The sequence below is a fragment of the Cupriavidus sp. CER-90 genome (genome assembly GCF_057652055.1).
On sequence record NZ_JBYGYM010000002.1, the window covers coordinates 3,491,371 to 3,503,945 of the forward strand.

Genomic DNA, 12,575 nt, shown 5'->3' on the forward strand with positions numbered 1-12,575 from the left:
GGCGCTCCAACTGCGATGGTGGCTTAGCCGCGCAGGCGGGCATCGAAGCCCGCTGTCAGCGCGTCGACCATGCAACGCACCGCGCTGTCGACTGTCTCGTCCTGGAGGGTCGCCCCAGTATCTTGCAACGTTACCCGGAAGGCAAGACTTTTCTCGTCGGCGCCAATTGACGCCGACGCCGCCTTGGGACGGAACTCGTCAAACAGCACCAGGCTCTGGACAAAGTGGCCCGAGCCGGCCTTGTCCAGCGCCGCGCGCATGGCATCGATCATGTCTTGCACGCGCACCTGCTGCTTGACCACCACGGCCAGGTCACGCACGGCGGCCGGGAACTTGGAGATTTCCGTGTAGACCGGCAGGCCCACGTCCCGCAGCGCGTCAAGTTCCAGCTCGAACACCACGGGCGCATTGGTCAGCTCGTATTCCTGCAGCCAGCGCGGGTGAATTTCACCCACCACGCCCACGGACTTGCCGTCGACGATCACGCGCGCGGCGCGGCCCGGATGCAGCGCGGGATGCGCCACTGGCTCGAAGCGCGGCGTGCGCGGATGGAACAGCGCCTCCACGTCGCCCTTGATATCGAAGAAGTCCACCGGGCGCGTTGCCACACCCCATTGCTCCTCGAATGCCGGGCCGTAGGCGATGCCCGCTGCCATCATCGGCTGGCGATAGCCGGCCACGGTCAGGCCGCCATCGGCCACGCTGGGGTCGCGATGGAACACACGGCCCACCTCGAACAGGCGCACGCGCGCCGCCTTGCGGTTAAGGTTGTAGCGCACCTTGTCGACCAGGCCACCGATCAGCGTCGAACGCATCACGGCCAGCTGGCTCGCGATCGGGTTCAGCAGGCGGATCGGATTGTCATTGGCGGCAAAGTCGCGCTCCCACTGCTCTTCCACGAAGGCGAAGTTGATCACTTCGTTGAAGTCGCGCGCGGCCAGCGCGTGGCGCACCACGTGCTGCGAACGGCGGCCTTCGTTGGTCGGGCGCATTTCGCTTTCGGCGATCGGCGGACGGGCCACGATACGCTCGAAGCCGTAGATCCGCGCCACTTCCTCGATGAGGTCTTCCTCGATCTCGATGTCGAAGCGATAGCTCGGCGGCGTAACCTCGAACACCTCGCCGTCGGCGCCCTGCGAACGCGTGAACGGCAGGTTCAGGCGCTGGAACACATCGGCAATTTCCGCCGACGACAGTTCGATACCCAGCACGCGCTCGGCGCGCGCCACGCGCAGGGCCACCGGCTTGCGCTGCGGCAGGTTGACGATCTGGTCGTCCACGGGGCCGGCCTGGCCGCCGCAGATATCAAGAATCAGCGCGCTGATGCGTTCGATGTGCTCGACCGTGGTGGCGTAGTCCACGCCACGCTCGAACCGATGGGCGGCATCGGTCGAAAAGTTGTAGCGGCGCGCGCGGCCCTGGATGGCATTGGGCCACCAGAACGCGGCTTCCAGATAGATGTTCGTGGTGTCCAGCGACACTGCAGTGCTGTCGCCCCCCATGATGCCCGCCAGGCTTTCGATTTCCTTGTCGTCGGAGATCACACCAACCCGCTCGTCCACCTCGACGGTATTGCCGTTCAGCAGCTTGAGCTGTTCCCCCTTGCGGCCCCAGCGCACGTCCAGCCCGCCGTGGATCTTGTCCAGATCGAACACGTGCGACGGACGGCCCAGTTCGAGCATCACGTAATTGGAGATATCGACCAGTGCCGAGATGCTGCGCTGGCCCGAACGCTCCAGGCGCTGGACCATCCAGGCCGGCGTGGCCGCATGGGCGTTCACCCCGCGGATGATACGGCCCGAGAAACGGCCGCACAGGTCGGGCGCCGAGATCTTGACCGGCAGCTTGTCCTGCAGCGTCACGGCCACCGGCGACATGTCCGGCAGCGTCAGCGTGGCGCCGGTCAAGGCCGACACCTCGCGCGCCACGCCGTGGATCGACAGGCAGTCCGCCTTGTTCGGCGTCAGCTTGATCGTGAAGACCTGGTCGTCCAGGTCCAGGTACTGGCGGATGTCCTGGCCCACCGGCGCGTCGTCCGGCAGGACCAGCAGGCCGCCGTGGTCTTCCGACAGCTTCAGTTCGCGGGCCGAGCACAGCATGCCGAAGCTGTCCACGCCACGGAGCTTGCCCACCTTGATCTCGAACGGCTTGCCGCCCTCTTCGGCCGGCGGCAGCACGGCGCCCACCAGCGCGCACGGCACCTTGATGCCCGGCTTCACGTTGGGCGCGCCGCAAACGATCTGCAGCGTCTCGCCGGTGCCGGCGTCCACCTGGCAAACGTTCAGGCGGTCGGCATTGGGATGGCGTTCGGTCGCCAGCACGCTGGCCACCACGATCTTGTTGAACGGCGGCGCAACCGGGCCAACCTCTTCCACTTCGAGGCCGGCCATGGTCAGGCTGTGCGACAGCGCGTCGGTCGAGATCTTTTCAGGATTGGCGAATGTGCGAAGCCAGGATTCCGAGAATTGCATGGCGCTTCTGATCCGGTAGGTATTCTGTGATGTCTTTGACGATATGCTGGCAGCGGCCTGCGACGATCAGGCGAACTGGCGCAGGAAGCGCACGTCGCCCTCGAAGAACAGGCGCAGGTCGTTGATGCCGTACCGCAGCATCGTCAGGCGCTCCAGGCCGGAGCCGAACGCGAAGCCGATATAACGCTCGGGGTCCAGGCCCATGTTGCGCAGCACGTTCGGGTGAACCTGGCCCGAGCCGGAAATCTCCAGCCACTTGCCATTGCCGAAGGCCATGTCGATTTCGGCCGACGGCTCGGTAAACGGGAAGTACGAGGGGCGGAAGCGCACCTGGATATCGTCGCGCTCGAAGAACTTGCGCAGGAAATCGGTATAGACACCCTTCAGGTCGGCAAAGCTGACATCCTCGCCAATCCACAGGCCTTCCACCTGGTTGAACATTGGCGAGTGCGTGGCGTCGCTGTCCACGCGATAGGTGCGGCCCGGGCAGATCACCTTGATCGGCGGCATTGGCTTGCCGGCGTACTTCTGCACGTGCATGCGGGCGTAGCGCACCTGCATCGGGCTGGTGTGGGTACGCAGCAGCAGGAGCTTGTCGTCGCTGTCGCGGCCGTCCACATAGAACGTGTCCTGCATCGACCGTGCCGGATGGTTGTCCGGGTTGTTCAGCGCGGTGAAGTTCATCCAGTCGGTTTCGATCTCGGGGCCGTCGGCCACATCGAAGCCGATCGAACCGAAGATCTGCTCGACACGCTCCCACGTACGCATCACCGGGTGCACGCTGCCGCGCGCCACGGCGCGGCCGGGCAGCGTCACGTCGATGGCCTCTGCGGCCAGGCGTGCGTTCATCAGCGCATCGGCCAGCGCCTGGCGGCGCGCCTGCAGCGCACCCTCCACCTGCTGCTTGACCTGGTTGATACGGGCGCCCTCGGTCTTGCGGGCTTCCGGGTCCAGCTTGCCGAGGCCCTTGAGCAGTTCGGTCAGCGCGCCGGTCTTGCCCAGGAAGCGGGCCTTCTCGTTTTCCAGCGTGGCGTTGTCGTTGGCGGCGGCGAAGGCGGCCTGTGCGTCGGCGACGATTTGATCCAGATCCAGGGACATGACGGCTATACGTGGACGGTACGTGGATGGTGCATAGGAAGGATAGGCACTGCCGCCGGGCGCGATACGCGATACACGGTAGGTCGCACGCGGCGATGCATTGTCATTTCGGATGCCGCCCCGGCCCGGGGAAGCCCCGCTTCGGCATGGCATTCGAAATGAAAACGGGGCTCGGTAAGGAGCCCCGTTTCAGCAGACCTTGCGGTCGGTGCTTGCCCGGAAGCGCGTTACGCGCTTCCCGAACGGCCATCAGGCAACGGAGGCTTTCACCTGGTTGACGATGGCGGCAAAGGCAGGCTTGTCATGGATGGCCATGTCCGACAGCACCTTGCGGTCCAGTTCAATCGAAGCCTTCTTCAGGCCGTTCATGAACACGCTGTAGGTCATGCCATGCTCACGCGTCGCGGCATTGATACGTGCAATCCACAGCGCGCGGAACACGCGCTTCTTGTTGCGACGATCGCGGTACGCGTACTGGCCAGCACGCATGACCGCCTGCTTGGCGATACGGTAGACATTATTGCGACGGCCGCGGTAACCCTTGGCAGCGTCGATAACCTTCTTGTGACGGGCCCGTGCAGTGACCCCACGCTTTACTCGAGGCATGTAATACTCCTTTCGTTATCGGTTGGGGTTATGCGTAAGGCATCATCGCGCGAACGGACTTCAGGTTCGTCTCATGGACGTCCTGGGTGCCGCGCAGTTGACGCTTGTTCTTGGTGGTCTTCTTCGTCAGGATGTGACGCTTGAAGGCCTGGCCGCGCTTGAACGAACCGTTCGGGCGTGCCGTAAAGCGCTTGGAGGCGCTTTTCTTGGTCTTCATCTTAGGCATGAATAACTCCAGCTCTATGACATGCATGCAGGTGGATGACTGACGCCATCACTTGCAAAACCCGCATCCACTTGTTTTTGTACGCAGCGCCGGGGCGTAAACCCCGTGCACCACGCACGGTTTCCGCGCAGGGCGACGCCGGGATACCCCCGGCATCCCGGCCGCCGCCCCGCACAGGAATTACTTCTTCTTCTTGGGAGCCAGCACCATCACCATCTGGCGACCTTCCATCTTCGGCATCTGCTCGACCTGACCCAGTTCTTCCAGGTCAGCCTTCAGACGCTCGAGCATGCGCGCGCCAATTTCCTGGTGGGCCATCTCACGACCGCGGAAACGCAGCGTGATCTTGGTCTTATCCCCATCCTCCAGGAAGCGTCGCAGATTGCGCAGCTTGACGTTGTAGTCGCCATCATCCGTGCCAGGGCGGAATTTCACTTCCTTGACCTGGATGATCTTCTGCTTGAGCTTGGCCTCATGGGCGCGCTTGGCTTCCTCGTACTTGAACTTGCCGTAGTCCATGATGCGGGCCACGGGAGGAGCCGCGTTAGGCGCGATCTCCACCAGATCCAAGTCCTTGTCCTCGGCCATGCGCAGAGCGTCCATGAACTTGACGATGCCGAGCTGCTCGTTATCAACCCCTACCAGGCGCAGCTCAGGCGCGCTGATTTCCCGGTTGATACGGTGACCTTTGTCTGTAGCGATGTTCCGTTACCTCAAGAAGACAAAAAAACAAGCCGTGCTTCACACCCTCAGGCTTTGCTGGCAACGTCGTTCTGAAGACGTTCCACAAACGCGGAAACGGGCATGACACCCAGATCCACGTTGCCACGGGCACGCACGGCCACTTGATTGGCGTCCCGCTCCTTGTCGCCCACCACTAGCAGGTAGGGAATCTTCTGGAGCGAGTGCTCGCGGATTTTATACGTAATTTTCTCGTTACGCAAATCCGCCTTGGCCCTAAACCCTTGTTTTTGCAAGAGTTGCACGACGTTTTCGGCATATTCCGACTGCGATTCGGCGATATTCATGACGACCACCTGCTCCGGAGCCAGCCAGGCGGGCAGCGCACCCGCATGGTTTTCCAGCAGGATGCCGAGGAATCGTTCGAACGAACCCAGGATGGCCCGATGCAGCATAACCGGACGCTTCCGGCCGTTGTCATCGGCCACGTATTCGGCGCCCAGGCGTTCCGGCAGCACGAGGTCGAGCTGCAGCGTACCGCACTGCCACGAACGGCCGATCGCGTCCTTGATGTGGTATTCCACCTTCGGACCATAGAAGGCACCCTCACCCGGCAGTTCCTCCCACTCCACGCCGCAGGCGCGCAGCGCCAGGCGCAAGCCGTCTTCGGCGTGATCCCACACGGCATCCGAGCCGGCGCGCTTTTCCGGGCGCAGCGACAGCTTGACCTTGACGTCCTTGAAGCCGAAATCGTCATACACCGAGAATGCCAGCTCGTTGAACGCCTTCGCTTCCTCGACGATCTGTTCTTCCGCGCAGAAGATATGCGCATCATCCTGCACAAAACCACGGACGCGCATCAGGCCATGCAGCGCACCCGACGGCTCGTTGCGGTGGCACGAGCCGAACTCGGCAAAACGCAGCGGCAGGTCGCGGTACGAGCGCAGGCCGTGATTGAAGATCTGGACATGTCCCGGGCAGTTCATCGGCTTGATCGCGTAGTCGCGCTTTTCCGACTCCGTGACGAACATGTTTTCCTTGTAGTTCTCCCAGTGGCCCGACTTCTCCCAGAGAGAACGATCCATCACTTGCGGCGTCCGGACTTCCTGATAGCCGGCTTCCGTCAGGCGGCCGCGCATGTACTGCTCGACGGCCTGCCAGACGCTCCAGCCCTTCGGATGCCAGAACACCATGCCCGGCGCTTCCTCTTGCAGGTGAAACAGGTCCAGCGTCTTGCCCAGCCGGCGGTGGTCGCGCTTCTCGGCTTCCTCCAGCATCGTTAGGTACGCTTCCTGGTCTTCCTTCCTGGCCCAGGCTGTGCCGTAGATGCGCTGAAGCATCTCGTTGTTCGAGTCACCGCGCCAATAGGCGCCGGCCACCTTCATCAGCTTGAAGACCTTGAGCTTGCCCGTCGACGGCACGTGCGGCCCACGGCACAGATCGACGAAGTTGCCTTCGCGATACAGACCGATTTCCTGGTCGGCCGGAATGGAAGCGATGATCTCGGCCTTGTACTTCTCGCCCATCGACTCGAACAGCGCCACCGCCTCGTCGCGGTTCCACACTTCGCGCGTGACTTTCTCGTCCTTGCGGGCCAGTTCCGTCATCTTCTTCTCGATGGCGGCCAGATCCTCGGGCGTGAAAGGACGCTTGTAGGAAAAGTCGTAGTAGAAACCGTTCTCGATGACCGGACCGATCGTCACCTGCGCATCGGGGAACAGTTCCTTGACGGCGTAGGCCAGCAAGTGGGCCGTCGAATGGCGGATCACGTCGACGCCGTCGGCGTCCTTGTCCGTGACGATGGCCAGCGAGGCATCGCGGTCGATCGTGAAGCTCGTATCGACCATGCGACCATCGACCTTGCCGGCAAGCGCGGCCTTGGCCAGGCCCGAGCCGATGCTCTGCGCCACTTCAGCCACCGTGACGGGGCCGGGGTACTCGCGACGGGAACCGTCCGGCAGCGTGATTGCGATCATCATTGCACCTCTTGTGGATGCCGCCGCGCCGGCATCTGGGCACCTGGCGGGCGGACAAAGCAACTTTTGTGGCGCCGGGCCGCCCGATGCGGCGCACGCGCGCATCGGACAACACCGGCAACGGAAATCCCTCGGGCTGACCCGCGCCCAACTTCGGGCGACGCGGCAGCTTAGCAGCACGCTGGCAAACGACAGACGAAAAAAAAAAAACGCGGCCAAGGCCGCGTTTTTCTGTGTTTCCCCGCATCCTGCACGGGTCGAAGGCGCACCTCGACTACTGTCGCTAACCAGCGGTAGTAGTTCGAGTTGTCATGTTCATGGCGCGCTTCCGGCGTTGTACTGCATGTTCGTTGGTAGGCTCGATTGGACTCGAACCAACGACCCCCACCATGTCAAGGTGGTGCTCTAACCAGCTGAGCTACGAGCCTAGCGAAGCGCAGAGTATAACCTTATTTTCGCCTGGCGTGCAACACCCCCTGCACTTCCTCGATCAGTTGCAGCGCCCGTTGCAACTGCGTGGCCTCGGACACTTCCGCCGTAAACTGCATGCGCGCCACGCCCTTGCTCGACAGCGTCTTCACACCGGTCACGTTGATTTTCTCCCGTGACAGCACTTCGGAGATATCGCGCAGCAGGCCCTGACGATCCACCGCTTCCACCTGGATATCCACCGGATACACCGCGTCGCTGCGCTTGCCCCATGCCGTCTGGATCACGCGCTCCGGCGCCCGCGCCGACAGTTGCAGGAATGTGCTGCAGTTGCGGCGATGGATCGACACCCCGCGGCCGCGCGTGACAAATCCGACGATTTCGTCGGGCGGCGCCGGCTTGCAGCAACGCGACATCTGCGTCATCAGCGAATCCACGCCCACCACCAGAACGCCACTCTTGGCGCCGCGCGCCACGCTGGTGGCGCGACTCTTCTTGGTGACGGCCTCTTCCTCGTTGAACTGCGGCTGCGCCTCGCCCTCCGGGTGACGTAGCGCATGCTCCACATGCCGCAGGCTGAACTCCTCCTTGGCCACGGCCGCGTAGAGATCGTCGGTCGATTTGAAGTTGAGCCGGGTGGCCAGGTCGTCCAGATTGACAGCCGTCTTGCCCTCGCGCTGCAGCGTCTTTTCGATCAGCGCCCGGCCCTGCGCCAGCGTTTCCTGCGAATCGAGCGCGTTGAACCAGGCCCGCACCTTCGACCGCGCGCGATTGCTTGCCAGGTAGCCAAGCTCGGGGTTCAGCCAGTCGCGCGACGGGCCGCCCTGCTTGACCGCCACGATCTCCACGGTCTGCCCGTTCTTGAGCGGCGTGTTCAGCGGCACCATCGATCCGTCCACGCGCGCCCCGCGGCACCGATGGCCCAGATCGCTGTGCAGGTAATAGGCAAAGTCCACCGGCGTCGCGCCCTGGGGCAGTGCCACCACGCGCGCCTGTGGCGTCAGCACATAGATATGGTCGTCGATGGCGGCATGCTTGAGCTGCTCCCACGGCGAATCCTCGTGCGCGACGGTGTGGTCGGCCTCGTCCTTCCAGGCCAGCAGCTGCCGCAGCCAGGCAATCTTCTCGTCGTAGGTATTGTCGGCCGCAAACTGCCCGCTGTAGCCCTTGCCGCCGGCCTCCTTGTAGCGCCAGTGCGCGGCCACGCCGTATTCGGCAAAGTGGTGCATCTCCTGCGTGCGGATCTGCACTTCGAACGCGCGCCCGTCGTCACCGATCACCACGGTATGCAGCGACTTGTAGCCGTTCGCCTTCGGCCGCGAAATATAGTCGTCGAATTCGCGGGGAATTGGCTGCCAGATATGGTGGACGATCCCCAGGACGGTGTAGCAGTCCTTGATGTCGTCGACGATCACGCGGAACGCGCGTACATCGTACAGATCGGCAAAATCGAGTTCCTTGCCGCGCATCTTCTTCCAGATGCTGGAGATGTGCTTCGGCCGGCCCGTCACCTCCGCGCGGATGCCGGCCGAGGCCAGTTCCGACTGCAGGCGCGCGATGGCCTGCGCGATATAGCCTTCGCGCTCGATGCGCTTCTCGTCCAGCAGCTTCGCAATGCGCTTGTAGGTATCGGGCTGCTCGAAGCGGAACGCCAGGTCTTCGAGCTCCCACTTCACCTGCCAGATGCCCAGCCGGTTGGCCAGCGGCGCGTAGATGTCCAGCGTCTCGCGGGCCACGCCGGACAGCGGCGGCGTCTTGGTCTGCGCCAGCCAGCGCAGGGTCTGCAGGCGCGACGCCAGCCGCACCAGCACCACGCGGATATCCTGGGCAAATGCCAGCAGCATCTTGCGCAGCGCCTCGACCTGCTCGTGGCGCGCGGCCACCTGCGATTTCGACGCCTCCGACACGTCGGCCTGCGTCACCGCGATGGCGCCGATGCGCAGCAGCTGGCGCACGCCCTTCACCAGGCGCACCACCTCCTCGCCAAATCTGGGTTCGATCTGGGCCTCGGCGTCGGGCACGAAGGCCGCCGCCGCGAACAGGCAGGCCGCCGCGCGCGCGGCATCGTCCACCCGCAGGCCGTCGAGGATGCGCAGCATCCCTTCGGCGTGCGACAGCACGCTCTCGCCGGTCGGCAACAGCACGGGGTTATCGCCGTCCGCCACGTCGCGCACAAAGGCCAGGGCGCGTTCGACGAGCCCGGCATCCGGAATGCCTGCGGTCTGGCCCGTCAGCTCCGTTGACGTCACCATGTCACAACGCCTGCATCAATTGAGGGCGGCCGTCACCACCACTTCGATCAGATAGTCGGGATTGGCCAGCCTGGCTTCCACGGTTGCACGCGGGGGCGTGTTGCCCTGGGGCACCCATTCGTCCCACACCTCGTTCATCTCGCCAATGCGGGTGACGTCGGTCAGAAAGATCTGGCACATCAGGATGCGCGTCTTGTCGCTGCCGGCCTCGGCCAGCAGGCGGTCGATATGACCGAGCACCTCGCGGGTCTGGCCGCGCAGGTCGGCCTTGGGGTCGACCTCGGGCACCTGGCCGGCCAGGTAGACCACGCCGTTGTAGACCGCGTATTCGGACAGACGCTTGCCCACGTGGGCGCGCTTCAGGGGGTTGGTGCTCATATCAGATTCTTCTCAGCAAAAAATTCGTTACGTACCCAGGAAGAATGCCCGGGCAATGGCAATCTGGGCCGGATCGATAAACGTGGGCGCGTGCCCCACATCGGGGATTTCGACGGTCGATACCTGCTTGCCGCGCGCCACCATCTCCGCCACCGTCTCGCGCAGCAGCAGGTCCGACTGGGCGCCGCGTACGATCAGCGTCGGCCCCGGCGCCGCCTCGAACATGTGCCACAGCACCTGCTCGCCGGCCTGCACCGCTTCCGGGGGCGTCTCCTTGAACGGCACGGCCAGCGCGGGATCGTAGTGCAGCCCCCACTCCAGCCCCTCGGCGCCCTGCACCGGCTTGAGGATGGCGCCGTTCAGCTCGCGCCATTGCTCGGGCGTATGCCGGCCGAACGACGTACTGATCGTCTGCAGGTACGCCAGCCCTTCCTCGAAGGTCTTGAACCGCACCGGCAGGCCCAGGTAGGCGCCAATGCGCTCCAGCGCCTGCGCGGTGACACGCGGCCCCACATCGTTGAGCAGCAGCTTGCGCACCGGCGACTTCGGCAGGCCAGCCAGGCCCATGCCGATCAGCCCGCCCATCGACGTGCCGAACCAGTCCACCTGTTCGACGTTGAGCCGGGCGATCAGCGTGACCATGTCCGACACATACTGCGGCACCACGTAGTGATGCGGGTCGGCCAGCCATTCCGAGCGTCCGCGGCCCACCACGTCCGGGCACACGACGCGATACTCGTCGGACATCGCCCGCGCCAGCGCGTCGAAGTCGCGGCCGGTGCGCGTCAGGCCGTGCACGCACATCAGCACACGCGGATTCAGGGGATCGCCCCATTCGTGATAGGCCATGCGATGCAGGCCCGCCGGGCTGATGCACTGAACGAACCCGAGGCGCGGACTGGAAGACATCTGGGACTCCCCTGCTGGTGCCACCGCATCCCCTGCGGCGTGCGAGTTTTTTCGGAATTTCTCGCCCACGATGAAACACCGGGCAGAACGCGACGAAATACGGCGCCAGGCCAAAGCCGGATTGTACGCCCTGCGAGTACAATGCCACAGCACATCCTGACACTCCCGACGGAGGCTTACATGCTCAAAGGCAAGACGGCACTGGTCACGGGCTCGACCAGCGGTATCGGACTCGGCATCGCGCAGGCGCTGGCTGCGCAGGGCGCGAACATCATTGTCAACGGATTCGGTGATGCCGACGGCGCAAAGGCGGAAATCGCCCGTGCCGGCAGCGGCATCCAGGTGGGCTACCACGGCGCGGACATGAGCAAGTCCGCCGAGATCGAGGACATGATGCGCTATGCCGAGAAAGACTTCGGCGGCGTGGACATCCTGGTCAACAACGCGGGCATCCAGTTCGTGGCCAAGATCGAGGAATTCCCGGTCGACAAGTGGGATGCAATCATCGCCATCAACCTGACCTCCGCCTTTCATACCACCCGTCTCGCCCTGCCGTCGATGAAGGCCAAGAACTGGGGCCGCATCATCAACGTGGCGTCCACCCACGGCCTGGTGGCCTCGGCCGAGAAGTCGGCCTACGTGGCGGCCAAGCATGGCATTGTCGGCTTCACCAAGGTGACCGCGCTGGAAACCGCACAGACCGGCGTCACGGCCAATGCAATCTGCCCGGGCTGGGTGCTGACCCCGCTGGTGCAGAAACAGGTGGAAGCCCGCGCGCAGAAGGAAGGCATCCCGGTGGAACAGGCCAAGCGCGAGCTGGTCCTCGAAAAACAGCCGTCGGGCCAGTTCGTCACGCCCGAGGAACTGGGCGCGCTGGCCGTGTTCCTGTCCAGCGAAGCGGCCAGGCAGGTGCGTGGCGCGATCTGGAACATGGATGGCGGCTGGGTGGCGCAATAAGGAGGCAACGATGCAGCGTAGTCAATCGCGACGCCATGCCCTGCGCACCCTTGGCGCAGGCGCCCTGCTGCTGTCGCCGCTGATGGCGGTGGCCCAGGCGCCGAAGGCGCTGGCGATCGACGTCTACAAGAGCCCGACCTGCGGCTGTTGCGAGGACTGGGTCAAGCACCTGCGCGACAACGGCTTCACCGTGGCCACGCACGATGTGGAAGATACTGGCGTGTATCGCCAGAAATACGGCATTCCCGAGCGATTCGGCTCGTGTCACACCGGTGTCATCCAGGGGTACGGCGTCGAGGGCCACGTCCCTGCCGCCGATATCAAGAAGCTGCTGGCAGCCAGGCCGAAGGCCGCCGGGCTGGCCGTCCCGGGCATGCCGGTCGGCTCGCCGGGCATGGAGTACGGTCCGCGCAAGGATCCGTTCGACGTGCTGCTGGTGAAATCCGATGGCGCAGCGTCGGTCTTTTCCAGCTACAACAAGCCGAAGACCTGAGCCATGGGCGCCTGAGCCGGCGATCAGCCGGCACCTCGGGGCCGTCCGAAGCAAAAACCCCCGCCGGTTCGCGCCGGCGGGGGTTTTTGTTTGAGGCTG

General features: G+C 64.1%; 11 protein-coding genes and 1 tRNA gene. 2 read left to right on the plus strand and 10 right to left on the minus strand.

Annotation, left to right across the window (positions count from 1 at the left end; genetic code table 11):
* Nucleotides 1-23: 23 nt before the first annotated feature.
* The 10 genes from pheT to AC24R4_RS26460 form a co-directional block, all read right to left on the minus strand.
* On the minus strand, nucleotides 24-2,471 hold the full coding sequence (gene pheT, locus AC24R4_RS26415) for a phenylalanine--tRNA ligase subunit beta (RefSeq protein WP_400392805.1): 2,448 nt from the start codon (nucleotides 2,469-2,471) through the stop codon (nucleotides 24-26).
* Nucleotides 2,472-2,537: 66 nt separating this feature from the next.
* A complete protein-coding gene (pheS, locus tag AC24R4_RS26420) occupies nucleotides 2,538-3,563 on the minus strand; it encodes a phenylalanine--tRNA ligase subunit alpha (protein WP_194946536.1) in 1,026 nt (341 codons plus the stop codon).
* A gap of 255 nt (nucleotides 3,564-3,818) precedes the next feature.
* On the minus strand, nucleotides 3,819-4,175 hold the full coding sequence (gene rplT / locus AC24R4_RS26425; protein WP_092595867.1) for a 50S ribosomal protein L20: 357 nt from the start codon (nucleotides 4,173-4,175) through the stop codon (nucleotides 3,819-3,821).
* Nucleotides 4,176-4,203: 28 nt separating this feature from the next.
* Complete coding sequence (gene rpmI, locus AC24R4_RS26430) at nucleotides 4,204-4,401, minus strand: 50S ribosomal protein L35 (protein ID WP_006575466.1); 198 nt, start codon at nucleotides 4,399-4,401, stop codon at nucleotides 4,204-4,206.
* Between the two features lie 180 nt (nucleotides 4,402-4,581).
* Nucleotides 4,582-5,103, minus strand: coding sequence for a translation initiation factor IF-3 (gene infC, locus AC24R4_RS26435; RefSeq protein ID WP_092595869.1), 522 nt, complete (start codon nucleotides 5,101-5,103; stop codon nucleotides 4,582-4,584).
* 47 nt (nucleotides 5,104-5,150) lie between these two features.
* Entirely contained in the window at nucleotides 5,151-7,058 is a 1,908-nt protein-coding gene (gene thrS, locus AC24R4_RS26440; RefSeq protein ID WP_400392807.1) for a threonine--tRNA ligase, read from the minus strand.
* A 351-nt stretch (nucleotides 7,059-7,409) separates the two neighbouring features.
* Nucleotides 7,410-7,486: transfer RNA gene (locus AC24R4_RS26445), tRNA-Val, on the minus strand.
* Nucleotides 7,487-7,507: 21 nt separating this feature from the next.
* Nucleotides 7,508-9,739: a RelA/SpoT family protein gene (locus AC24R4_RS26450; protein WP_400392808.1), complete on the minus strand. Its 2,232-nt coding sequence runs from the start codon at nucleotides 9,737-9,739 to the stop codon at nucleotides 7,508-7,510.
* A 15-nt stretch (nucleotides 9,740-9,754) separates the two neighbouring features.
* Nucleotides 9,755-10,117: a RidA family protein gene (locus tag AC24R4_RS26455; RefSeq protein WP_153948356.1), complete on the minus strand. Its 363-nt coding sequence runs from the start codon at nucleotides 10,115-10,117 to the stop codon at nucleotides 9,755-9,757.
* A 27-nt stretch (nucleotides 10,118-10,144) separates the two neighbouring features.
* Nucleotides 10,145-11,026 (minus strand): alpha/beta fold hydrolase, encoded by an 882-nt coding sequence (locus tag AC24R4_RS26460; protein WP_400392811.1) that lies wholly within the window; start codon nucleotides 11,024-11,026, stop codon nucleotides 10,145-10,147.
* Between the two features lie 180 nt (nucleotides 11,027-11,206).
* Here AC24R4_RS26460 and AC24R4_RS26465 point away from each other — a divergent pair, with 180 nt between their 5' ends.
* Complete coding sequence (locus AC24R4_RS26465) at nucleotides 11,207-11,983, plus strand: 3-hydroxybutyrate dehydrogenase (RefSeq protein WP_400392812.1); 777 nt, start codon at nucleotides 11,207-11,209, stop codon at nucleotides 11,981-11,983.
* A gap of 10 nt (nucleotides 11,984-11,993) precedes the next feature.
* Nucleotides 11,994-12,476 carry a DUF411 domain-containing protein gene (locus AC24R4_RS26470; RefSeq protein WP_487523869.1) on the plus strand — a complete coding sequence of 161 codons (483 nt, stop codon included), beginning with the start codon at nucleotides 11,994-11,996 and terminating at the stop codon, nucleotides 12,474-12,476.
* Nucleotides 12,477-12,575 lie beyond the last annotated feature (99 nt).